Origin of the sequence: Pseudarthrobacter sp. NS4, assembly GCF_024758005.1 — a bacterium.
GTDB lineage: Bacteria > Actinomycetota > Actinomycetes > Actinomycetales > Micrococcaceae > Arthrobacter.
On sequence record NZ_CP103288.1, the window covers coordinates 1,190,249 to 1,214,720 of the forward strand.

Below are 24,472 nucleotides of genomic sequence, written 5' to 3' on the forward strand. Positions count from 1 at the left end.
CCGTGACAACAACCCTCACCCGCACGCTGAAGCTGCCCTCGCTGGTCCTGTTCGGGCTGGCGTACCTAACTCCGATCATCGTCCTGGGGATCTTTGGCATCATCGCCGAAACCACCGGCGGCGCCGCGCCCGCCGCGTACCTCGTGGCGCTCGTGGCCATGCTGTTCACCGCGCACAGCTACGGCCGGATGGCCATCGCCTTCCCCGTGGCCGGCTCCGCCTACACCTACGTCCGCCGCTCCATCGATTCCCGCGTCGGGTTCCTGGTGGGCTGGGCCGTCCTGCTGGATTACCTCTTCCTGCCCATGGTCATCTGGCTCATCGGCGGCTCCTACCTGAGCGCCCAGTTCCCCGGCATCCCCATCGGCGTCTGGATCGTGGGCTTCATCCTCATCACCACGCTGCTGAACGTCCTGGGCATCAAGGTGGCGGACAAGGCCAACTACGTGCTGATGGCGTTCCAGCTGCTGGTCCTCGTGTTCTTTGTGGCGCTGGCCATCGGCAACGTGGTGTCAGCCAACGGCGCCGGGGCACTGGCCAGCGGGCAGCCGTTCTTCAATGACACCGCCAGCTTCGCCACCATCTCTGCCGGCGCGGCCATCGCCGCGTACTCGTTCCTGGGGTTCGACGCCGTCACCACCCTCACCGAGGAAACCATCAACCCGCGCCGGACCGTGCCGCGCGCCATCATGCTCGTGGCGCTGATCGGCGGCGGCATCTTCGTGGTGGTGTCCTATGTGACCCAGCTGGTCCACCCCGGCGGGGTGTTCGAGGACTCCGCCTCCGCGGCCAGTTCCATCGCGCTGCAGATCGGCGGGCAGCTGTTCGGCGCCGTGTTCCTGGCCGGCCTGGTGGTGGCGCAGTTCGCCTCCGGCCTCGCCGCGCAGGCCAGTGCGTCCCGCCTGCTGTACGCGATGGGCCGGGACTCCGTGCTGCCCAAGGCGGTCTTCGGCCGGCTCAGCGAGAAGTTCCACACCCCGGTGGCGAACCTGGTGGTCACCGGGATCGTGGGGCTGATCGCGATCTTCCTGGACGTGGCCACGTCGACGTCGTTCATCAACTTTGGTGCCTTCACCGCCTTCACGCTGGTGAACGCCTCGGTGGTGTTCCACTATGTGCGCCAGCGCCGGGCCGGGCAGCAGCTGAACCCGATGTCCTACGTGGTGATCCCGGTAGTCGGCGCGATCATCTGCGCCTACCTGCTCTCCCGGCTGGACAGCAACGCCATTACGCTGGGGGTGTCCTGGCTCGTCCTGGGTGTGGTGGTTCTGGCCCTGATCACGCGGGGCTTCAAGGCGGCGCCGCCGGAGATGACCGCCACGGAGAAGGCAACGGTCGAAGCAGCCGCCTGACGCTGGCAGTTAGTCGTGTGGCCGCCGGGCCGAGGGAAGGAACAGCCGTGAGGATAGCGCTGGGACAGCTGGAGTCGGGCGCCGACATCCGGACCAACCTCGCCGCGATCGACGGGTTCGCCGCCGAGGCGGCGCGCGACGGCGCCGCGCTGGTCGCCTTCCCCGAGTACGCCAGCTACGAGAAAAAGAAGGTGGACGCGACCTTCCCTGAGGTGGCCGAGCCGCTGGACGGTCCGGTCTGCCGGGAGCTCGCTGATATCGCCCGCCGCCAGCGCGTCGCGCTGGTGGCGGGCGTGGTGGAAACATCAGACGAGCCGGGCAGGGCGTACAACACGCTGGTGGCTTACGGGCCCGACGGCGGTCGGCTGGCTTATTACCGGAAGATCCACCTTTTCGACGCGCAGGGTTTCGGGGAGTCGACGTTCGTCAAGCCGGGACCGTCCACCGACCCGGTCGTGTTCGAGCACGGGGGAGTGCGGTTCGGGCTCATGACCTGCTACGACCTCCGGTTCCCGGAACTGGCCAGGTCGCTGGCCGACGCCGGCGCGCAGGTCCTGCTGGTCTGCTCGTCCTGGGTGCCGGGCGAGCACAAGACGGAGCAGTGGCTGGCGCTGAACGCGGCGCGGGCCATCGAGAACAGCATCTACGTGGCGGGGGTGTGCCAGGCGCCGCCGGTATCGGTGGGGCGGAGCGTGCTAGTGGACGCAATGGGGGTTGTTGAGGCCGACCTCGGACTGGAACCGGGCGTGCGCACTGTGGATGTTTCGCTGGAGACGGTGGACCGGGTGCGGGAGTCGTTTCCTATGTTCCGGCAGCGGCGGCTGTAGGGCACGAATTTCGCCACCCTTCCAGGAGTCGCCCATTCGGCACGGGTTTCAGTTATCCAATCTGGTTTGACCCGTCCATGACTGCCCGTCCCAGTAGGCCAGAACGCCTTTTGTAGATGTCGGATACCACCCGGCTTGTGATGCCACCTCGGCCCTTGACGGAGGCTGTGGAATTGCCACCTCGGCCTTTTCCTTGGCTAGGGCTTCTTGGACCGAACATACATGAATTGTCCATCTTGTTCCGTTCCACCAGCGTGCAGTGCCTTGGCCTTCGTCGTACCAGCCAGGAGCAGGACCCCTACCAAAGGAATTCACAAGAGATTTGCGAAGCGACGAGGTGACCAGCGAAGAGCTTTGGGGCGGGGGAGCCATACGGTTATGCCACTGCTCCGCCACGAATAACTCGGCTTGCTCTTTGGTCATCCGGCCAGCCTGAAACTCAGCGTCTGCCCACTTGCAGAGGTTGCCGTACTCGTTGGCCAACTGCTGCTGTCGCAAGTGGTTGAGCTGAGCTAACTGCTGCTGGCGGAGCTGGTTGAGCTGAGCAGCAGCAAGTTGTGCCTGAATAGCTCCCTGGGCTGCTAGTTGTTTCTGAATGTCGAGCTGTTGTCGTGACGTGATGAAGCTTCCGACATTGGCTGCCGTGTTGAGACGGTTGCCTTTCATCTTACCCACGGAACTTTCCTTCTAAGCGGCCTACGAAGAGTTGTCCCAGCCCTTGGCGGAAGATTATCGGAGATGGCTCCTCATGACTAGGTCTAGTTCGAGCACATGGTGCTAGCGGTCCTTCTCCCGCCTCGATGGATCGGATACGGAACGGCAAAGGTGGGCTCGAAACGAAGTCAGCCTAGAGGGCCCCTGTTGCTAATGTTGAGCGAAATTACATTCCTTGCAGGGAGCAGGCGACTGTCATGAAGGTATTTCTTAGTTGGTCCGGAGTCGATACGAAGAGTCATGCGGTGGCCCGAGCTCTTGACGAGTGGCTCCCCACTGTTCTCAATGCCGTTGACCCTTGGATTAGTTCACGCGGACTGATGGCGGGCTTGCAGTGGAACCAGCAGTTGGATAGAGAGTTGGACAACACCAACTTTGGCATCATCGTTGTGACTCCTTGGAACCAGCACTCCCAGTGGCTGAATTTTGAGGCGGGTGCTCTTTCGAAACGGGTTGGGGGTCTGGAGTCACGTGTAGCTCCCCTTCTTGTCGACTTCCCTAATGTGGCGAAGTTGACGGGGCCTTTGTCGAGCTATCAAGTCGTGCTGCCCACCAAAGACGGCATTAATCAACTAGTCCTATCGATCAATCAGGCTCTTGGTGAGGAGTCTAGGAAATTCGACGCTTTAGAGCGAGCGTTCGATGTCTGCTGGCCGGCGCTCGAATCGATGCTCAAAAAAATCGACGAGGACCTTCCGAGCGAGGCCGATCCGGCGGCTGCACCGACGCCCCGGCCGGCAGCGGCAGACGAAACCGACATGTTCAGTGAAATTCTTAATGCTATCCGCGGTCTCGCTCGATCCGATGCACGGCTTAGGAATGAAATTCACAAGAGTACAGCTGGCCAGCAGGAACCGACGGTTGTTTACGTCCCCGCTGCAACTGCTGCTGGGGCACCGCACGAGTCTTTAGGCTCGAGGACGGCCCGCGCCGTCGAGAGATTGGGATACGCCACGGTGGCAGTGAGGCGCGGCCCTAGTGGTCGGGTGCGCGTAATTCTTTCTCAGCCGATATCCAAGGAGCAGGAGCAGGAGCTGGCTGAAGGGTTGGACTGGGATGACCTCAAGATCAGAAGTCTCCACGTTGAGCCGTTACTGGAGGAAGAAGATTAGTCTCTCTAGACCACTCTCCAGTGTGGCTTTGCAGGTCAGAACAAGACCTAATGACGCTCGAGTCCCCCTTAGCTGCTGTACGCGATGGGCCGCAACGCTGGGGGTGTCCTGGTTGGTGCTGGGTATGGTGGTCCTGGCCCTGATCACCCCCGGGTTCAAGGCCTCGCCGCCGGAGATAACCGCCACGGAGAAGGCAACGGTCGAGGCCCCCGCCTGAGCCTGTCAGTCTGTTGTTGGTCCGCGGGGCCGAGGGAGGAAGAGCCGTGAGGATTGCGCTGGGGCAGCTGGAATCAGGTGCCGACATTCGGGCCAACCTCGCCGCGATCGACCGGTTCACCGCCGAGGCAGCGCGCGACGGCGCCGCGCTGGTCGCCTTCCCGGAGTACGCCACCTACGAGAAGAAAAAGGTGGACGCCACCTTCCCCGCGGTGGCCGAGCCGCTGGACGGTCCCGTCTGCCGGGAGCTCGCCGCCATGGCCCGCCGCCACCGCATCGCGCTGGTGGCGGGCGTGGTGGAAACCTCGGAGGAGCCGGGCAGGGCGTACAACACGCTGGTGGCCTTCGGGCCCGACGGCGGCCGGCTGGCTTTCTACCGGAAGATCCACCTTTTCGACGCGCAGGGCTTCGGGGAGTCCACGTTCATCAAGCCGGGCCCGTCCACCGCACCGGTGGTGTTCGAGCACGGGGGAGTGCGGTTCGGGCTGATGACCTGTTACGACCTGCGGTTCCCCGAACTGGGCAGGTCGCTGGCCGACGCCGGCGCGCAGGTCCTGCTGGTCTGCTCGTCCTGGGTGCCGGGCGAGCATAAAACGGAGCAGTGGCTGGCGCTGAACGCGGCAAGGGCGATTGAGAACAGCGTGTACGTGGCGGGGGTGTGCCAGGCGCCGCCGGTGTCGGTGGGGCGGAGCGTGCTCGTGGACCCAATGGGGGTTGTGGAGGCCGACCTTGGGCTGGAGCCCGGGGTGCGGACGGTGGAGGTGTCGCTGGAGACGGTGGAGCGGGTGCGGGAGTCGTTTCCGATGTTCCGGCAGCGGCGGTTGTAGCTTGGGGTTGGAAACAACATCGCGGATTGACCCAAACAGTTCGAAAGAAACAAGAGCATGCGGCAAACCATCGCCCACCGAATTTGCGGCAGTCGGTCGGAACGAGCCTGTGAATGTATCCCACATGCACAGCGATCCGAACGGCCCTTTCATTTACGGTGCGGCATTGTTGTTCGGGCGAATCCGGCGGCTACCATCTGACAAGAGTTGCTGAGAACACTCACGGATTATGGGGGAAAGATGGGGTCAACGGAGTATTCCGACAGTGAAGTCGAGAAGATGGCTGACACGCTCGCCACGCTAGTGGCTGGCGGAATGACGATGCAGGGTGCTCAGACGGCGTTGTTGTACGCGCCGGAGGGTCTGGTGCATGCGGGGCGTGTCGCCTACGAAAAACGGCTGAACCTCATCAAGGAGATACCCGATCCTGGCATTCTGGCCGAAAAGGAGCGGAAAGTCGGATTCTGGTACTCCGGTCCTCGCCAGGACGATGTCATTTGGCCGATCCTGAGATCGCGATTGCTACAAGAACTACCGGAAGCGGCAGTCGAGGGGGTAGATTCGGCCTCCTCCAAAGTGATCGGTCTGGGCAGTCCTCCAGGCAAGGAGTCCATCAGCACCCGAGGACTAGTTCTTGGCTATGTCCAAAGCGGCAAAACGACGAACTTCATGTCGGTGGTGGCGAAAGCGGCGGATGTTGGTTACCGACTCATCATCGTCCTCACTGGGACAACCGAAAACCTGCGCACGCAGACTCAGGATAGGCTCAACGATTACTTAATTGAACCGTGCAGTTCAATCTGGCATCCGCTGACTTCTGTCGACATTGACTTCAGTGTTACCACGCCGGCGGACGCGATTCTAAGCAATCCATCCATGCGTTCTATCGCCGTCGTTAAAAAGAATCCCTCCAGGCTTCGGCGTCTTCATAAATGGATCAAAACCGCGTCCGCAACTACTCGTCAGAATTGTCCTATACTCATCATCGACGACGAGGCGGACCAAGCGTCCATTGATGTAGGGACCAAGCGCCAGTCGACCATCAATAGTCTGATCCGAGACCTCCTTGCGAACCCAAAAGCGGCATACATCGCATATACAGCGACGCCATTCGCTAATCTGCTTATCGACCCAAGCGTCGAGCAGGACTTATACCCGCGAGACTTCATTGTGGACCTACCGCGCCCCGCGAACTATTTCGGGGCGGAGCGGATCTTTGGTCAGTTGGAAGCTGAGAGCCTAGAGGATTCCGTGGATGATGGCTTGGACGTGGTGCGCTTGATTTCCGACACGGAGGTTGACGCCGTTCGTCCGCCAAGGAACAAGACGCTCTTGGATCAGTGGTCACCTGAAGTACCCGATGGAATGGACGCTGCTATCCGGTGGTTCCTGCTAGCCACCGCCGCCAGGCGCCTCCGCGCTGGAAAAGTTGCGCATTCTTCAATGCTTATCCATACGTCAATGTTGGCAGGCGCCCATGAGAAGACTGCCGAAGCCGTCGTCGATCATTTGGACGGGCTCACGGCCGAGCTGATAAACGGGGGCCAAAGCGCCGTCGACCTGTTTCGGGAACTCTGGGAGGCCGAATCGGCCCGTGTGAAGGCTGACGCCTTTGGAAATCAGTCGATAGCATTCGACGATCTGATCCCGCAGCTAGTCAAGACAGCCCGGGCAACCAAAGTTATTGTGGATAATTATCAGTCGAACGACCGTTTGGTTTACGACAAAGAGCATCCGCAGACCGCCATTGTCATCGGCGGAAACACCCTGTCCCGCGGGTTGACTCTTGAAGGCCTCACGTCGAGCTACTTCGTCCGTGCCTCAACGGCATACGACACTCTGCTTCAAATGGGACGCTGGTTCGGGTACCGCGTGGGCTATGAAGATCTGATCCGAATCTGGATGACCTCTGAACTGAAGAGCTGGTTCCTCATGCTGTCCATAGTCGAAGCCGAGATTCGTGAAGAGATCCAGGTCTACGAAGCGGAGGGTAAGACCCCGGCTGAGCTTCCCGTCAAGATCCGGACACATCCACAGATGTCAGTAACGTCGGCCGCCAAAATGCGTTCCGCTGTCAAAGCGCAGGTGAGTTATTCAGGTCGTCGGGTCCAGACAATCATGTTCAACGAAGAAGACAAAGACTGGCTGGAAGGCAACATCAAGGCAACCAGAGACTTGTTTGAGCGCCTGATAAGCGAAGGTCATCACGAGCATGAACTTAACGCGGCTCGACGTGGATTCCGTGATGTTTCGGCTGACGAGATTCTGGGCTTCTTGGATAGCTATAGGGTTCACGACGCGGCTAAGTCCATTGATAAAGACGCGATCAGGCGCTACATCGAGAAGGAACGTGCCGAAGGTGATTTGAAGCGCTGGGACGTTGTGCTCATGGAGCCCCTTCACGGTGACGAGGAGCTCGATCTTGGCCTGGTCGGGAACGTCCGCCTTCTGCGCCGCAAAAAGATGTATATCCCCAGCGAGGACGGTACGGCCAATCTGAAGGCAGTCGCATCGACGTCTGACCGGGTTGCTGATCTCGATGTCGGATTGGACTTCATCCGTAAGTCACTGAATCTCAAGTCCACCGATAAAATCACTGACCGCCAGTTGCTCCAATTTCGTCAACTGCGGCAGGCGACGGATCGAAAGGGTCTCTTGTGCATCTATCCGATCGCCAAGAAATCCGACCCTGAGCTAGACGGCTCCGAGCTGAAGCCAGCCGAGAACCGTAGAGTTCCACTGTTCGCGGCGGCTGATGTCATTGGGCTCTGTTTCATGTTTCCAGATTCACGCAATCCTCGATCAGTGGTCGATTATGTGGCAGCGAAGGTGGACACCGAATACTTAGAAGCCTTGGAAGAGGAACTGGAGGCAGCCGACAAGTTGGATGAAGCAAAGGCAATCGAAGACGAGCTGGTGAAAGCATGAGAGAATCCTCGGCTTCCGTCTTTGAGTACCTGGCTAAGGATGTTTCTGCCGCAGGAAGCTTCCATTCCCGAAAATCTGGCATATCTTCAGCGGACGGAGAGGTGCTCTGTGCCGTGGACGCGGGCGGTCGGCCATCGTTGCTAGTGCCAGTGGGAGAAGTAAAGAGAGGTCCTCTCGACTGGCATAGCAAGTCGTTGGCACTGCAGACACTTGAGCTGTCTGTTGATGGATTGAATCAGCCTTTTATGATTCTTCGATGCATCGACCCAATGCTGCACCATCAGTTCGGGTTATTGGCGGACGACGTTCTGCATGCCGTGGAACTGGACCCCGAGACTGCACCAAACGCAGTATTGGCGACCCTGGAGCGTTGGAGAAATCTCTTTGAGGCGGAACGGGGAGCCCTCTTGGGGCCCGCGCAGTTGGCAGGCATAATGGCCGAGCTCTCAGTCCTGCAAGAGTTGGTAAGAACTCATGGACCCAAAGCTCTATATGCGTGGCAGGGACCAAACGGCAATCGACATGATTTCGTATTCGCGGACTGCTCCATTGAAGTGAAAGCGACGACCAATCACAACAATATGGTGGTAACAATCCATGGTGGCCGCCAATTGTCTGCACCAGATCAGGGGGAGCTCTATCTGCTTGCCCTCCAGCTGGAGCGTACGCCAAATGGTAAATCTGTTCCCGCCATGGTTGAGGAACTGATTGATTCAGGTTTTCCCCGGCTTGAGCTTCTGACTTTGCTAGGCAGCGCAAACTATTCCGATGGCGACTCGTCCGCGTACAAGGAAGTAAAGTTTTCAAAGCTTTCCGAGAGCTCATATCTTATTGACGCCAGATTTCCACGAATTACCGGGGAAACTTTAATTCCGTCCGGTACCATCGAGCGGCTCAGTAATATTTCTTACTCCATCGACCTTGGGCACATGAAGGAGACCGACCTCAATCTGTCCACGGTTGTCATAAGGAACGCTGAAGACTGATGTTGTCGCTGTATAGGCAGCAGTACGGTGCCGATGGGGGCTTGGACGCCCGCTCCGCGGACAACGCGATCGGGCGCACTTCGCTCGGGCTGTGGGATCTTGTTCTCCGAGAGTCTCTTCAGAACAGTTGGGATGCGCGAACAGAAAAGAGCGGGAGCATCTCATTTGCAGTGGATGAGTATGAACTTTCGGTAGAGCAAACTCGTATTGTGACACGCGATATCTTTGGCGAACTGCCCCCTCATTGCAAGTCTACTGATCTGCACAAACACATTTTTGATCGCCGAATACGAGTGTTGGTCATCTCTGATACCGGAACACGCGGCTTGGGAGGCCCCATACGAGCCGATGTTTCCGGAGCGTCGGGCGAACGGCGGGACTTTGTCGATTTCGTCCGAAACTTGGGTCGTTCCACTGCTAAAGGCCTCGAGGGCGGAACCTATGGGCTGGGAAAAGGCGTGCTGTATCGAGCCAGCCAAGTCGGCCTCTGCTTGGTCTATTCCCAAGCGCGTTACAACGGCTCGATTGAGCCGCGCCTGATCGGTGTGTCAGGCGGTGATGGCGATTATGACGACGACGGACGTCGGTACACGGGGCGGAACTGGTGGGGGGTACCCGGAGCAGACGGCATTGTAGATCCACTCACTGGTCGCAGCGCCCGGGAGCTTGCAGAGAGTCTGGGCATGCGAATTCCGATGGAGCACGACACCGGCACGAGCATCATGGTTGTAGCACCGGACTTCGCTGGGGTCACGAACGGCCTCGATCGAGTGGCAGCGATCGCTGATGCAGCAATGAAATGGGCGTGGCCACACGCTCTGGATATGGGGAAGGGACCAAATATTCGGTTTGTTTTCACAGCCGACAGCCGTTCGATCCCTAGCCCCGAGCCGCTAGGCCACCCGGTGTATCGTGAGTTTGCTTCGGCATACATGGAGGGCCGTCAGCGGATCTTGAACCTTGGCTATCAAAGCAATTGGCAGACTACGTCCACGCCGATTCGAAGCATGCGGCCAAGTCAAAATCTGGGACTCCTAACGCACCGTATCAGCCACGCCCCTGTGACAACTGGATCGGAACTTGAGAACACGGTTGCCCTTATGCGGGATCCGAGAATGGTGGTCAAATACTTGCCCGTTTCGGCTCAGCCGAATGGTGTGCCCGTCTTCGGGGTATTCATTTCGGCGCCTGACATGAACGAAAAGTTCGCCAAATCGGAGCCGGTGACGCACGACGACTGGGTTTATCAGCAAGCCTCCGTGGGAAAGAACGCTCCGAACCCTGTCAGGATTGCCATAGACAAAATTCGGGAAACGTTCCGGGTGCTATCGGTCCAAGGCGCAAAAGCCGGCAGTGGTGTCGCCTCCAAGGGGGCCTCAAGGGTGTCAGCTGCCCTAGGCAGCCTGCTGTCCGGGTTCGCCGGTAGTGGAGCCGAACGCCAAGAAGCGGCAGCGTCTTATGACCTAGGTGCAAGACGCCCGCGTAAGGCGACCATACGTCAACTCGGTGAGTCCTCATTGGATGTTATGGACGGCGAGATGGTAGTGAGGTATGGGTTCGCTGTCACCGGAGGGCGCCCTGGAAGTGCTGTCGCGGTACGTGTGGAGGCTCGCGTCGTGACGGAGTCTGGGGGAAATGAGTCCGCCAGCCCTGCCGACGCAGAAATGCCGCGTTTCCTAGGGTGGTTGTCCTCAAATGGAACGCTCTCCTCGGAGGACGTTTTGACCATGGCGGTGCCGAGCGAAGATGAAATCACAGCGGTCTTCACCCAGCCTGCCGAAACCGCGATCCGCGTCACGGCCACTGCAGAGGAGCTTGAAGTTGCGAGGAGTTAGCTTCGGGCACCTGACATTGCCAATAGAAGAGGTATCTGCGCTCTCTTGGGACATTTCTGTGGGCGAGACGCCTCTGTCTGCGGGGGAGACCTTGGCTGAAGATTGGACATACTATGACGACATCTTCATCAAATGTTCCTTTAACCTGAAGCTAGAGGATGCCTTGTTGCGGCTGAGACTGCCACAGGACGCTCGTTTAGGAGCGGTCATTATCGCCCGTTCCTCCGGCACGCCTCTAATCACGACGTCGGAGGTAATCGACGTTCGCGGTACGCGCCAGCAGGTATATCTGACTCTTCCAGGAAATCAGGTTGCCGGTACTCTGGCCCTAGAATTCCAGATATCCGTGTTAGCTACCGGGCACGGCGTGGAAAGTTCCATTGCTCCGAAAAGAATAGGCAACACGGTCTTTCGAAGTGACCGCAGAATTGTCCTAGAGGGCACTGCTCCCCGTCTGCCGATGCTTCCGGTGAGTTTTGCTGAGCATGGAATAGCCAGTTCAAGCGCATCGCTTTGGTGGCTCCGGCTAACAACGCGCGACTTGGCTGCGAGTGCCTCGGCCGCAATTTGGCTATGGCTGAATGCAGACAACCCATTCATTTCCAAAATGCTCGAGGACCCACAACCCTCGGAGTCGGACGCATGGCTGCGGTTTCTCCAGGTAGACTTTATGCGCCAACTTCTTCGTGAGGCAATCAGCAGCGACGAGTTGAGCCTGCAAACGGATTATCCGGAGGAATCTCTAGGATACGTACTAAGCAGCGTGGTCCGGCTCTTGGGTGAATCCTTGGACCAAGTCCGACAGCGGTACCGCGAAGATCCCGGTCGCGTTGAGGCTGAGCTCCAATCGAAAGTTGGGGCAAATTAGAGTGGCAGATATTCAAACATTGCTGTGCTATCCACGTATGCCCCTCTACCATGCAGCTCAATCGTGGGAGATGCTTCGCGGGCAGAGTCTGCGAGAGATTGGTGCTGCTATTGACCTTCGCACTGTTCATGCTAATTACTACCCACTTGCCCGACAACGTGCCGGTTCCGCGGAGTTACTTGGCTTGCGCGGGAAGATTCTCGGCATTGCCGAGGAATTTGGATTCCCCTCGACTGTGAGCAGCAAAGTGCTCGTGGAGTTCGATCGATCCGTCGGGCCAGAGCTTCATGCTCAGATGACTATCATGCCTGCCGACGCATCATCGATAGATGTTTGGAATTTCATTAACACTGCAGTTGTACCAGACGTTGTCCTCTGGCGGTATGGACGCTTCCATACTCAAACGAAGAAATGGAACATTTCTGAGGATCGCCTGTTCGACATGACCAGGACCACCATCGGCCGGTTGTGGTGGAGGGTTCACCTCCTTGGTGCCGAACTAGCGCGCAGGCTGGGTGAAGATGAGGTGGTCAACCTGCTGGAGAAGCCTCGGATCGGCGGCTACCCGCCACTCTCCCGTGCTATGGGTGCACGACTGTTGACGTTAGCCTCAGAATCGAACACGGGGAGACGGATGGAACTATTCCGAGATGCCACAAAACGTCTTCTCCGCAAGATGGCAGTCCAGTCCGTGTTCGTGATGACGCCTGAGCAGATTGACGAGTTCGTCACCTTGTTATTCCTGGAGTCCGCGGCCGCGTTGGACATACCCGTGGTGGAAGCCCCCCATGGAAATGCTCGCGCAGGAACGGACTCTTGCTACTGACGGGCCACCCGTCTAGATGGCAATGGCCTACTCTTCAAGGGAACGAAGCATGTCGGCTACTACGTTTCCGATTTGCCTAGAGAGCAAAGGCGGGACAGCGTTTCCCACTTGGTGAAATTGCTGTGTCCTGGAGCCTTCGAAGAAGTAGTTGTCGGGGAAGGACTGGAGGCGGGCTGCTTCGCGTACGGTGAGGCTTCGTGCCTGCTTAGGGTCCGGGTGAATATAATAGTGGCCATCTTTTGCGATGTGGGAGACCACCGTAGTGGCCGGAGCATCCCATATTTGAACTCGGAACCGGTCGGTAAATGGCGTGCTTGCCTTGCCAACATTGCTGTGCTCGGGATGTAACGACGTTGGGAGATCGGTGTACTTCGGACTTTTGCCCAAGTGCTCTGCTAATTCTGCCATCACTCTATATCGGACCAAGTCTGACACCATGTGCATGCGTGGTTGGTGTTGGATCGGCGCGCTAAGCCGTTCCTCATGAAGCCAAGCCTCGTACTCATCAACTGCGAGTGTGCCGGCCTTAACTGGTTCGGGCTTGGATTCCACATCCCTCAGCCGCACCTCAACCAAAGCCTCCTTCTGCACGGCCGGCCAATCGCGATCAATGGTAGGCTGCCGCTTCGACATCCTCGCTTGCAGACCCGGCATCGTTTGAATTGCCGCTCGTACCGTTACTGGCCCGTCTGCTTTGTTTAGAACTCGTCTAGGAAGACTCCCGGTCACGTCACTGCGGACTCCGAGTAGAATCACCCGATGCCGTTTCTGGGGTACGCCGTAATTTTCTGATCGGATAATAAAGTCCGAGGGCTCCAGATCTTGGGGGGCCGCATCAACGACTAGTGAGCGGATCTCGTAGCTGACACCGCTGGGTAAGCGCTTAAGGTCACTCAGAATTGTCTGGAACATGCTGCTATCGCCAACCTTCGATGACAACAGGCCCTTGACATTCTCCATTACGAAAATACTGGGCATAAACTTACTCAAAATGTGCAGGTACTCGCGGTAAAGGAAATGCTTGTGGTCGGCAGCGAACAACTCGTCTCCGGTCCTTCGCGACCGCCCAGCGAGGGAATATGCTTGACACGGCGGTCCGCCGATAAGCGCCCAGTGTCCTCGCTCTTTCTCCGGTCCAAGTTGCTGCTCGATGAAGCTGTCCACAGCCGGGCGGTTGCGCTCTCCTAGTTCGACTTGGTACACGTGAGCTTTTGCAGTTTCATAAGCTCTTTTGAAATCGCCTGTGAGGACAGACTGCCACGTTCTTTTTCCTTCGATGTAATCAAAGTAAGGCCGCAAGTCGCCCTCGGAGCGGACGAGCTCCCGGTAGGTTGCGCGCAAGCGCAGCGTCTGGCAAGCAAACGTGTCCATCTCGAACGACGCCAGTGTCTGGAACGCGAAGTCGCCCCGCTCGTCTCTTACGCTTGAGAACCCCTCATTCAGGCCTCCTGGCCCGGCGAAGAGATCGATAACTGGAAACACTTCCACCCCTTGATGCTTGACACTCAAAGATACCAGGTGCCGCCGACAAATCTGTTGCGGGCGCGATTAAGTACCGCCGTAGGATGAGCCTGGAGTACGCCGTTCTCGGTCTGTGGAGCGACGAACGCAGGAATACTTCGTGGGCTACGTTTTCCGGATGGAGGCCACGGTCGGAGCCGGGCATCCCCTGTGCCCCTTGGATTCGACGGTTTTTCGGTAGCTTCGGGCCGTGTCCCTCGCGTAGTTTTGCGCAGGCCGAGAGGTAGTCGATGAATGAAGGCGGGATCAAGCCCAGATAACTTAGCGGTCTATCCCATCGCTTCATGCTCTGCGGGACTGCGGTAGAGCATCGCTCGAAGCTTTGGGCTATTGCCCCGGCGCAACGAAGGGTAGGGGACAATGCACTCAAGGTTTCGTCAGCTGACCTATCGGGGCATCAGCTCCCCGAGTCGACGCCACACTGAACGAAGGTCGCGTTCCTGAACCTGGGAAGCTTCTTGCTGAGCGAGAAATCATTGATAGGCAGCCCAATGCCCTTACCGGCACTGAGGGCTGCGCAGGTGAAAATCGAATCCCCCCGAACCGCAGAAGGCCGTATTTGTAATGCGTGCTTGCCAGTACGCTTCGGTAAGTGGCCACGGACTTGGGTAACGGCAAAACATTCAGCGATGATGGTAAGGCGACCTCATAGAAAGTCGAGGTAAAACCTGTGGAGGCTGGAGAAGCACATGCATATCAAGAGTTTCCGGATTGGGAACTTCAGGCGCCTGAAGAACGTCAGGGTGGACCTCGAACCCGATCGCACGATCTTCGTGGGTGCGAATAACAGCGGAAAGACGTCGGCGACCCACGTGCTCCAAAAATTTCTCGGACAGCAATCGCGAACTCCTTTTCAAATATACGACTTCTCGGCGGATTGCTGGGAATCTTTCGATTCCTTTGATCCGAGTTTGGGAGACACGAAGGTTGAGCTGCCGCAGATCTCCCTCGATCTCTGGTTCAACGTCGACGATGACAACTTGCACCGCGTGCTGGATCTCTTGCCGAGCTTGGACTGGGACGGAGAACCTGTAGGCGTTCGGATGGTTTATGCACCCCGCGAGGGCGAGAAGCTCGTCGCTAACTACTTAGAGGCACGTGCCACGGCCGAATCAACGTCGAACGGTAATGAAAGCTCTTATTCGCCTTGGCCGCAGAGTATGTTCGAGTATCTGACCAAGCGTCTGCAACAGGAATACGAAATTAAATACTTCGTACTTGATGCTAAACGGTGCACGGAGGATCTCGTTCCCGAAGACGGCTATGTGCCATTTTTCTTGGGCACGAGTAGTAATGGTGCCTCGAGGGTGATCGAATCAATCATCAGGATCGATTTCTTAAACGCGCAGCGGCATCTATCAGACACCGAATCGCCCGGAAGAAGTGAAGAACTTTCGAAGCGGTTGAGTCGGTTCTACGAGCGGAACCTGCAAAAACTCGAAGGTGATCTGGATGCCTTGGGAGCGATCGCCGACTCTGAAGCGCGGCTAAACGCGCATTTTGCTGAAGTATTCGGGGATACTCTCGATCGGCTTGGAGAAGTCGGCTACCCCGGCGTCGCCAACCCAGGGCTGGTTGTCAAGGCATCGTTCAACGCTCATGGCATTCTAAATACGAGTGCGAAAGTCCATTACGAACTACCGACGGTGGCCGAAGGCGGAACCGCGGTCCGGCATACGCTGCCGGATCAGTATAATGGCCTAGGCTTCAAGAACCTTATTTATATGGTGGTTGAGGTTCTCGATTTTCATCAGGCTTGGTCAGCTTCAGCCGGGGACCGTCCGCCAATCCATCTGATTGTTATAGAGGAGCCGGAAGCTCACCTTCACGCACAGCTGCAGCAGGTGTTCATCCGAAAAATTTTAGAAATCTTGCCTGAACCGGAAGTAGCTTTTCACACCCAGCTAGTGGTGACTACACACTCTCCTCACATCATCTACGAGAGCAACTTCAAACCTATTCGGTATTTCTGCCGAGCCACTTCGCTTGACGGATTGCATTTAAGTGACGTTAGGAATTTGTCTACGTTTTATCGAGAAGAAGAAGTCGCGACGCGAGAGTTCTTGCAGCAGTACATCAAGCTCACCCACTGCGACTTGTTTTTTGCCGATGCCGCCGTATTGGTTGAGGGCAATGTTGAGAGATTGTTATTACCACTCGTCATCGAGCGCTTCGTGCCAGGCCTGCGGTCGTGCCACCTGACCATCCTCGAAGTTGGAGGAGCATTCGCGTACAGGTTCGAGAGTCTCTTAGGTTTCCTTGGCCTTCCGACGCTAGTCATTACTGACTTGGACAGCGTCAATGCGCCCTCCGCGGCCCGGGTTGATGATGAGGAAGCAACGGCTGGGTCATCTTGTGAGGTGGACACGGTAGGCGCAGTGACGTCAAACCAGACCCTGAAGCAATGGCTGCCGAAGATCGACAGCATCGAGGATTTGTTAGCTGCTGGAAGTGATGCGAAAGCGCCGGCCACCGAAGATGGATTGCCTGGGCTTGTCCGAGTGGCGTATCAGACTCTAGAAACGATTAGCTGGCAGGGTAAGACCGAGCAGCGGGCAGGGCGGACCCTGGAAGAAGCGTTCGCGCTACGGAATCTTAACTGGACGCAGAGCGCTGACGGCAAGCAGTTGGGCCTGAAGATTCCCAAAGCGACTGATCTTTCGATCAAAGAACTGCATGACAGGCTATTTACCCGGGTCAAGAATTTCGACAAGACGAGCTTCGCTCTCGGCGTCATAGCCACTGCAAACCCAACTTGGGAATCTCCTATGTACATTGTGGAGGGGCTGGAATGGTTGCAGGAGAAACTCGAAGTTGTGGCTCCTGTGGAGGCGCGGGGTCTAACGACGCAGTCTGGTGGTCGAGGTGACATCTAGAACAGACTCTCCAGACACCGATGCTGATCGTGAGCTAAGGGAGATTCTCGACGGTGACCGTTTGACTGGTTTTACGATGGTGGCAGGTGCAGGTTCAGGTAAGACAACGTCACTGGTTAAGGCTCTGGCCCACGTTACGGCGACCCGCGGGCCGTCGCTACGCGCGAAGACCCAGAGGGTTGCGTGCATAACCTACACAGAGGTAGCGGCCCGAGAGATTCATGACGACATCGGGAATGACTCCCTTGCGTCAGTTTCGACGATTCATAGCTTCCTTTGGTCGCTAGTCAAGCCATTTCAGAAGGACATCAGTACCTGGGTTTCAGCGAACATTGAAAAACAGATTGCAGACCTGCTTCTAAAGCAGGAACAATACACATCTCGAACCCGCTCGGCTACGAAGGATAAGGACGCGTCGGATCTAGCCAAACGTCGACAGCAACAGGCCGCCGTTGGTGGTGTGATCAGATGGACATATGGGACTGGCAGTGACTATGCGCGGGGCGTTCTCGGTCATGCAGATATCCTCAAAATGGTTCCGCAAATGATCCTCACCCAAAACCTATTGGCTCGGCTGGTGGCACGTCAGTTTCCATTCATATTCGTAGACGAGAGTCAAGACACTTTCCCGGAAGTCGTGGAGTGCTTGAAGCGCGTTTGGGCATTAGCCGACGGAGAAATGTGTCTGGGATTCTTTGGAGACCCGATGCAGCAGATCTACCAGCAGGGAGTGGTATCCATATCCCTCGAACTTGGATGGCGCAACATCGACAAGCCCGAGAACTTTCGATCGTCTCGGCGAGTCTTGACTTGCATTAACGCGGTCCGCTCGGAAGGCGACACGCTCCAACAAGTAACTGGACTTACAGCGACGCAGTCCGAGGGCGAGGCATTTTGCTTTGTACTTCCGACCGATGATCATAGAAGCGAGAATCTGGAGCGGGTGCGGACTTGGCTGGATGAACATAGCTCTTCAGGAAACTGGACACGGGCAGCCCACGAAGGCGGCTCGCAAGTGCTTATGATCGTGCACCGTATGGCTGCTAGGCGGCTGGGTTTTGATGCACTTTACTCCGCATTCAACGACAATAAAGCCGATAGCCTTGGGGATGCCTTTAACGAAGGTTTGGCGTGGCCATTAGCGCCCTTCCGCGACGTAATCCTTCCGCTTTGTTCAGCTGACGAGCCCAGCTCACCGGAGGTGCTGGCCGTTTTAAAGGAGAACAGCCCTCTAATCAAGAGCGGACGTGCCTCACGGGAAGTCCGAGCCGCGCTGACTGCCGGTTACTCCGCAGTCACGGAGCTAAGGGAACTTGCAGACGGCGCCGAAAAAGCGGCGACGCTCGGTGATATATTGAAGTTTTCGGCTGATCGGCAGCTCCTAGAACTCGACCCGCGTATGGCGGCGTACCTATATCCGCTCAGTGAGTTCCAGGATGTCGTTCTGGATGAGAAAACTACCAGCGTTCTAAACGCTATGGCGCGCTGTACCTTTTCTGAGCTTGAGGGCTACTACAAGTACGTGAATCAAGAATCTCCATACTCTACACAGCATGGAACAAAAGGTTCCGAGTTCGAGCGAGTTGTAGTCGTGCTCGACGACGACGAGGGGACATATCCGCTCTATTCCTATGACAAATTCCTCGGGCTAAGACAACCGTCGACAAGGGACCTTGAGAATCAGGCCCAAGGGAAGGACTCCGCGGTTGAACGGACACGGCGCTTGTTCTACGTGTGCGTCTCGCGGGCAAAAGAGTCTCTGGCGATTGTGCTTTTTGCTGACGACGTATCACAGGCTGTGAATGCAGTGAGCCAATCGTCCATTGGTGAGCACGTCGATATCTTAACGGATACCGACTTGATGACTAGACCCTAATCTTTGTCGCTGCCACCCCGATGACGGCACCATGGGTTGCTCAGCACAGATGGACTTAGGGCAGCGGAACGCAATTTGGGGCTGTTGAAACCGCCCATGGACTAACGCTCTACTCCACTCTGGCCCCGTGTGCCGAGACCATCATTCAGTTCAAGGTTCCGCGCGTGGTGGTGGGGGAAGCGCGGACATCCGACGACGAACCGGAGCTTATGCGGTCTCGCGACGTTGAGGTGGTACTGCTGAATGACCAGCGCTGCGTGGACACGATACGCATGTTCCCGTCTGACAAGCCGGAGCTCTGGGCGGAGGACAACCCGAGTAGCGCCGGTCCCGTCCTGTTGACGGGGGATTGAGACTCAGGGCGAACGGGTGTGGCCGCTTCGTTTCCGAGCACAGTCGTCTACTGGCTGGGATTCCACGACGTGACGACACCGTTGATGACGTAGGGGTCTTCAGCTGCAAAGGCTTTGGCGGCCTCAAGCGGGTTCTCGCCGGTGAAGATCAGCAAACCTTTGAAGAGTCCTTCGCCAATGGCTCATCGTTGTAGCAGCAGCGTACCGACTGGGGCTGGTTTCGCTCCCCACCCGCACCCTAACCTCGCAAGCTTGGCTAGGGAACCCGGCGGCCGTGGGCCCAGACTCAACCACGACCGACCGTGGCGACCTCAACCGTTACCCCCGATTCCCGGAACTTTTGCACCTGCTCCGGGTCGGCGCCGTCGTCCGTCACCAGGGTCCAGGGCAGCGCCAGACGCGCCCACGCGTGGAAGGGCCGCAGCCCCAGCTTGGATGAGTCCGCCAGGACGTAGACTTCCCGGCCGCGGCGGGCCATAAGTTCCTTGAGGCGGGTCTGGGCGTGGTCTGCTTCGCAGATGCCGTCCTCGGCGGTGACGGCGTCGGCGCCCAGGAACACCCGGTCGAAGCTCATCCGCTCCAGGGCGGCCTCCGCCAGCGGGCCTACAAAGCTCTGCGAAACGCTGCGGAGCCGGCCGCCCAGGCAGTCCACCTCGATGCCTTCGGAGTCGGCGAGTTCCTGCATGGTGTTGATGCCCGGGGTGGTTACGGACAGCTTTTCGAAGCCGCGCAGTTCGTGGGCCAGGGCACCGGCGGTGGAGCCGGCGTCGAGCAGGATGTTCTCCCCGGGCCGGATCACGGACGCCGCCCAGCGGGCAATGGCGTGCTTCTGCTCGAACGCCTCGCCGGTGCGCTGCCGCAGCGACGCTTCCGGGTGCGCGCCCAGGGCCATGGCCCCGCCGTAGGTGCGGGCCAGCCGGCCCTGCCCGTTCAGCAAAGCCAGGTCACGGCGGATGGTGGAGGCCGTCACCTCGAACCGGGCGGAGAGTTCCTCCACGGAGGCCAGGCCGGTGGTCACGGCAAGGTGGTAGATCTCCTCGCGCCGCGCATTTGCGCTCAGCATTCCCGGCCTCCTTCCCGTGGCAGTGATAACCATGCTAGTTCCGGCCCCCGCCCAGTCCCCGCAGCAACGCCTACACGGCCACGGCAGGCCGGGTGGCCATCTCCGCCGCCTGGTGCAGCGCCTCCACCATGGACCGGGAATCCGCGATCGCCTTGCCGGCGATGTCGAAGGCGGTGCCGTGGTCCACGGACGTGCGGATCACCGGCAGGCCCACCGTGATGTTCACGCCGGCCTCGATGCCCAGCACCTTCACCGGCCCGTGCCCCTGATCGTGGTACATGGCCACCACCAGGTCGTAGTCGCCCCGGCCGGCCAGGAAGAACAGCGTGTCCGCCGGCAGCGGGCCCGCCGCGTTGATGCCGGCAGCCTGCGCGGCCTTCACGCCCGGCTCGATCTTCTCCGCTTCCTCGCCCTGCCCGAACAGGCCGTTTTCACCCGCGTGCGGGTTGATGGCGCACACCCCGATCTTCGGGTTCGGGATGCCAGCGCGGACCAGCGCCTCGTGGCCGCGGCGGATGGTGCGCTCCACCAGGTCCGGGTTGATCTTGCGGATCGCGTCCACCAGACCGATGTGCGTGGTCACGTGGATCACCCGGATCTTGGGCGTGGAGAGCATCATGGACACTTCCTCCGTGCCCGTCAGATGCGCCAGCAGCTCGGTGTGCCCCGGGAAGATGTGCCCGGCCGAATGCAGCGCCTCCTTGTTCAGCGGCGCGGTGCAGATGGCCTGCACCTTCCCGGCCATCGCCAGCTCGCTGGCCACCCGGATGTACTCATACGCGGCGTGCCCCGCCACGGGGGAGAGCTGCCCCCACGGCAGGTCCTCCGGCAGCAGCGCCAGGTCGATCACGTTCACCCGGCCCGGCGTGAACACCGCGTCCTCCACGTTCTCGATGCTCTGGATGTCCGCTTGGATCCCCAGGACGTCCGCGGCCTGGCGCAGGCGCAGCGCGTCGCCAATCACCACGGGCCGGCACTCGGCGTTGCTCTGCGGATCCAGCACGGCAGCCACCACTACCTCCGGCCCCACCCCGGCGCCGTCTCCCATGGTCACGGCCACGTAGGGGAGTTCCGAGGAATCAGTGTTGTTCATGGGGAGTCCTATTCCGGGCAGGGACGGCCGGGGCGCCGTCGTCAGGGGGAAGCGTGCGGCGGGGGAGAGGTCCGGCACCGCGCGTAGTTTGGGGTAGTTGGCCAATGCAGCCAGGATGGTGCGGAGGCTGTTGCTGTCGCCGAAGCTTCCGGGGCGGGTCACCACCGGGTCTCCAGTGGGGGTGAGGGACAGGACGGCGCCGTGTTCGATGTCGCCGAGCACGCTCAGCTCCTGCACGCCCAGGGCGTCCAGCACTGACCGCGCCGTTTCCCCGCCGGTGAGGATCAGCGGCCGGTCCTTTGCGAGGGGCGCGACTGACCTTGCTAGTGCCGCGGCGATCCGGGACGACGACGCCGGATCCACCGCGGACGCATCCACTGTCACCGCCGCGGCGCCCGACGTGAGGGCCTTCGCCAGCGGAGCCAGCCCGGCAGTTCCAGCGAGCAGATCTGCCGGCGAGAGGGTGATCACAGGGACGCCGTCGTTGGCGAGTGCCTGCAGCTGCTCCCGTGCCGGGCCCGACGCCGAGCCAACCACTAGCAGGGGAAAGCCTTTGGTATTGCGCTCGCCGGGAGAGGAACGTACGACGGCGGCGCCTGCCTTGGGTGCCTGGCCGGCGGTCCGTGCCAGCGCGGCTCCCAGGGCTGAAGCGCCGGCGAACCGGAGGCCCGGAATGTTGAGGGCTGCGGTGGCAATCGCGTCCAGGTCGGCGGACGTTTCCGCATCGCAGATTACCACTGGGTTAGGGCTTGCGCTGGCTTCCTGGAGTGCGGCGCTGAGGAGTTCGGAGCCGCTGCGCACCGTAGCCAGATCCACCAGTACCGTGGGCAGGGGATGCAGGGCGGCAGCGATGCTTTCCGCTGGAGCTGTGGGTTCGGCATGCCACAGTGAGGTCTCATGCAGCGGAACGCCCTGGTGATGGATCACGCCGTTGCTGGTGCTCCGGCCCAGCGGCGGCAGCGCAGGAGCGAGAATCACGGGACCGCCCTCAGCGAGGATTGAAAGCTGGGAAGCCACGGGGCCGCGGAGCAGGGAGTCGACCTTGAGGAAAACAAGCGTGGCACTATCCCCAGCCGCCGGTGAGTCCAGGACCTTGCGCAGACGGATCGCCGCCGCCTCGGCCGGAAACGCCCGGTTATCCGTGTCCAGCACCACAAGGTCGGCGCCGGGCGTGACCCGCTCCAGGGCTGACCCAAGCTCCTCAGGAAGGTGGGGGAGCAGGAAAACCCGCGGGGCGCCGTCGTCGGCTTTTCCCGGGGCAGTACTCCCACTTTGCGCACTTTGCGCACAGGGTTTGATCAAGAATGGCGCCCTCAACAGGGCAGCGGCAGTCTCAGCCGCGCCTGAGAGATCATCAGCAATGGCCAGAATGCGGTGCATCGCTGCCTCCTTTGGCGTTGGCTGAAAGTGGTGCCGGGTCTGGATAGTCGGTCCTGCACAAAACACGCTAACTTACTTGCGCACTTCACGCAATCATGGCATTGTGATCGGAGTAACAACCGCGGCGCCAGTATCAGCAGGATGCAACGCCTCGGCCGGCAGGAGCCGGCCCCTTACTTGGAGGTCAAAGATGACTCGAACGGACAGCGTTGCCGGCGGCAGCGGATTCCTCGGCGAAGTGGCACAGCGTTCCCTCTCCCGGCGTTCCCTCCTCCGTTGGGGCGCCCTGGCCGGAGCGGGCGCCGTGCTGGCCCCCGCCGTCACGGCCTGCGTGGCCCCAAGCGCTCCGGGTGGAGGAGCCACCGGCTCCAGCACCCTCACCCTGGGACTGAACCGCTCGCTGGTGAGCCTGGACAACAAACTCAACCAGTTCGACGCCGCCGTCACCGTCCAGCGCGCAGTCCGCCAGGCACTGACGGAGATCGGGGACGACCTCAAGCCGCGCAATGTCCTGGCCGAAAGCTTCGAACTGACCAGTCCCACGCAGTGGACCGTCAAGCTGCGCGATGACATCAAGTACTCGGACGGTACCAGCGTTGCCGTGGAGGACGTGGCCAAGGCGCTGGAGATGTACAGCCAGGTCAACGGCTCCTTCCTGGCGCCTCAGTTCCCGGAATGGCCCACCGTCAACAAGAAGGACGAACTGACCTTCACCCTGGACACCAAGGCCCCGCTGCCGGTGCTGAATACGCTGATGTCCAACATCCTGATCACCCCGGCGGCGGCCAACAAGCCCGAAGAGCTTCAGGAAGGCGTGGGCACCGGCCCCTACAAGGTGGCCTCCGCGGACCGCGGCACCGGCACCTACAAGCTGGTCGTCAACGAGAACTACTGGGGCGAGAAGCCTTCCGTCAACGAGATCAATGTCCGGTTCATGTCCGAGGAGTCCAGCCGCGTGGTGGCCCTTCGCTCCGGTGAAGTGGACGTCATCGACTCCATCACCCCGGACTCGGTGGCACAGCTGAAGACCGTTGACGGCATTGAGATCGAATCCGTCACCGGCACCCGCTACAACCAGCTCTTCTACAACTTCCGCAAGCCTGCCGACAGCCCGATGTCAGACCCCAAGGTCCGCGAGGCCCTCTCCTACGGGTTCGACAGCAAGTCAGTGGTGGACGGCATCCTGGGCGGCACCGTCACCTCGGCCAAGGGCGTTGTCCCGCAGACCCTGGCCGGCGCGGTGGAAACCGGCGAGTACAAGTACGATCCCGCCAAGGCCAAGTCCATGCTGGCGGACCTGGGCGTCTCCAACCTGGCCGTCAAGGTGATCTGGGAAACCGGCGAGTTCGCCGCTGACGTGTCCATCATGGAGGCGCTGGTGGAAATGATGAAGGAGATCGGGGTGACCGCCGAGCTGCAGCAGTTCCAGCCGGGCGGGGATATCTCCTCCTGGCGCCAGGGCAAGGCGGGCGACTGGGACATCCTGGGCAACGGCTACGGAAACCAGACCGGCCTGGCCCTTACCAACCTGCAGGGCATGTACGCCGGCACCGCGGAGAAGGAAGCCACCCGGGACACCTACCACGGCTTCGTTTTCCCTGAGATCAGCAGCAAGATCATCACCGCCACCTCCGAAACGGACCAGGCCAAGAGCACCGAGCTGCTCACCTCGGTCCAGAAGGACATCTGGGCCCAGTGGCCCTGCATGTGGGCCTTCATCCCCAACGCCGTGCTGGCCCGCCGGACCCGGGTGGAGGGCATCGAGCTGCGGCCCACCAACTCCTACCAGGTGTCTACAGTTACGGTGAACGGCTAGCCA

At 59.6% G+C, this 24,472-nt stretch carries 16 protein-coding genes and 1 pseudogene; 13 read left to right on the forward strand and 4 right to left on the reverse strand.

Annotation, left to right across the window (positions count from 1 at the left end; translation table 11 throughout):
* The first annotated feature begins 2 nt into the window (after positions 1-2).
* The gene (locus NXY83_RS05635) at positions 3-1,352 is read left to right on the forward strand and encodes an APC family permease (protein WP_258805097.1); all 1,350 of its coding nucleotides are present in this window, start codon (positions 3-5) and stop codon (positions 1,350-1,352) included.
* A gap of 47 nt (positions 1,353-1,399) precedes the next feature.
* Entirely contained in the window at positions 1,400-2,179 is a 780-nt protein-coding gene (locus NXY83_RS05640) for a carbon-nitrogen hydrolase family protein (protein WP_258805098.1), read from the forward strand.
* A 48-nt stretch (positions 2,180-2,227) separates the two neighbouring features.
* On the opposite strand, the gene NXY83_RS05645 is transcribed toward NXY83_RS05640, so the two are convergent.
* Positions 2,228-2,845 (reverse strand): DUF2510 domain-containing protein, encoded by a 618-nt coding sequence (locus NXY83_RS05645; protein ID WP_258806077.1) that lies wholly within the window; start codon positions 2,843-2,845, stop codon positions 2,228-2,230.
* Between the two features lie 245 nt (positions 2,846-3,090).
* On the opposite strand from NXY83_RS05645, the gene NXY83_RS05650 reads away from it, so the two are divergent.
* The 7 genes from NXY83_RS05650 to NXY83_RS05680 all read left to right on the forward strand — a co-directional run bounded on the left by NXY83_RS05650 (position 3,091) and on the right by NXY83_RS05680 (position 12,491).
* Positions 3,091-4,005 carry a toll/interleukin-1 receptor domain-containing protein gene (locus tag NXY83_RS05650; RefSeq protein ID WP_258805099.1) on the forward strand — a complete coding sequence of 305 codons (915 nt, stop codon included), beginning with the start codon at positions 3,091-3,093 and terminating at the stop codon, positions 4,003-4,005.
* A 263-nt stretch (positions 4,006-4,268) separates the two neighbouring features.
* Positions 4,269-5,048 carry a carbon-nitrogen hydrolase family protein gene (locus NXY83_RS05655; protein ID WP_258805100.1) on the forward strand — a complete coding sequence of 260 codons (780 nt, stop codon included), beginning with the start codon at positions 4,269-4,271 and terminating at the stop codon, positions 5,046-5,048.
* 279 nt (positions 5,049-5,327) lie between these two features.
* A complete protein-coding gene (locus tag NXY83_RS05660; RefSeq protein ID WP_258805101.1) occupies positions 5,328-7,976 on the forward strand; it encodes a Z1 domain-containing protein in 2,649 nt (882 codons plus the stop codon).
* The gene (locus NXY83_RS05665; RefSeq protein WP_258805102.1) at positions 7,973-8,962 is read left to right on the forward strand and encodes a PD-(D/E)XK motif protein; all 990 of its coding nucleotides are present in this window, start codon (positions 7,973-7,975) and stop codon (positions 8,960-8,962) included. The genes NXY83_RS05660 and NXY83_RS05665 overlap by 4 nt, the downstream gene beginning before the upstream one ends.
* Positions 8,962-10,797 (forward strand): hypothetical protein, encoded by a 1,836-nt coding sequence (locus NXY83_RS05670; protein ID WP_258805103.1) that lies wholly within the window; start codon positions 8,962-8,964, stop codon positions 10,795-10,797. Before NXY83_RS05665 ends, NXY83_RS05670 begins: the two co-directional genes overlap by 1 nt.
* Before the next feature lie 91 nt (positions 10,798-10,888).
* Positions 10,889-11,665, forward strand: a complete 777-nt coding sequence (locus NXY83_RS05675) for a hypothetical protein (protein ID WP_258805104.1) — start codon at positions 10,889-10,891, stop codon at positions 11,663-11,665.
* 1 nt (position 11,666) lies between these two features.
* Positions 11,667-12,491, forward strand: coding sequence for a DUF6339 family protein (locus NXY83_RS05680; RefSeq protein ID WP_258805105.1), 825 nt, complete (start codon positions 11,667-11,669; stop codon positions 12,489-12,491).
* A 27-nt stretch (positions 12,492-12,518) separates the two neighbouring features.
* Here the strand turns inward: NXY83_RS05680 and NXY83_RS05685 are convergent, their stop codons facing one another.
* Entirely contained in the window at positions 12,519-13,979 is a 1,461-nt protein-coding gene (locus NXY83_RS05685; protein WP_258805106.1) for a DNA cytosine methyltransferase, read from the reverse strand.
* 722 nt (positions 13,980-14,701) lie between these two features.
* On the opposite strand from NXY83_RS05685, the gene NXY83_RS05690 reads away from it, so the two are divergent.
* From NXY83_RS05690 to NXY83_RS05700, 3 genes and pseudogenes are all read left to right on the forward strand, one after another.
* Positions 14,702-16,888: an ATP-dependent nuclease gene (locus NXY83_RS05690; protein WP_258805107.1), complete on the forward strand. Its 2,187-nt coding sequence runs from the start codon at positions 14,702-14,704 to the stop codon at positions 16,886-16,888.
* Entirely contained in the window at positions 16,869-18,764 is a 1,896-nt protein-coding gene (locus NXY83_RS05695; protein ID WP_258805108.1) for a UvrD-helicase domain-containing protein, read from the forward strand. The genes NXY83_RS05690 and NXY83_RS05695 overlap by 20 nt, the downstream gene beginning before the upstream one ends.
* Before the next feature lie 104 nt (positions 18,765-18,868).
* Positions 18,869-19,117 (forward strand): annotated as a pseudogene (locus NXY83_RS05700) (hypothetical protein); the annotation flags it as partial.
* Positions 19,118-19,403: 286 nt separating this feature from the next.
* On the opposite strand, the gene NXY83_RS05705 reads toward NXY83_RS05700, so the two are convergent.
* Positions 19,404-20,180: a DeoR/GlpR family DNA-binding transcription regulator gene (locus tag NXY83_RS05705; RefSeq protein ID WP_258805109.1), complete on the reverse strand. Its 777-nt coding sequence runs from the start codon at positions 20,178-20,180 to the stop codon at positions 19,404-19,406.
* A 70-nt stretch (positions 20,181-20,250) separates the two neighbouring features.
* Positions 20,251-22,653, reverse strand: coding sequence for a 4-hydroxythreonine-4-phosphate dehydrogenase PdxA (gene pdxA / locus NXY83_RS05710; RefSeq protein WP_258805110.1), 2,403 nt, complete (start codon positions 22,651-22,653; stop codon positions 20,251-20,253).
* Between the two features lie 190 nt (positions 22,654-22,843).
* Between pdxA and NXY83_RS05715 the strand changes: the two genes are divergently transcribed.
* Positions 22,844-24,469, forward strand: a complete 1,626-nt coding sequence (locus NXY83_RS05715; protein ID WP_258805111.1) for an ABC transporter substrate-binding protein — start codon at positions 22,844-22,846, stop codon at positions 24,467-24,469.
* The last annotated feature ends 3 nt before the right edge of the window (positions 24,470-24,472 follow it).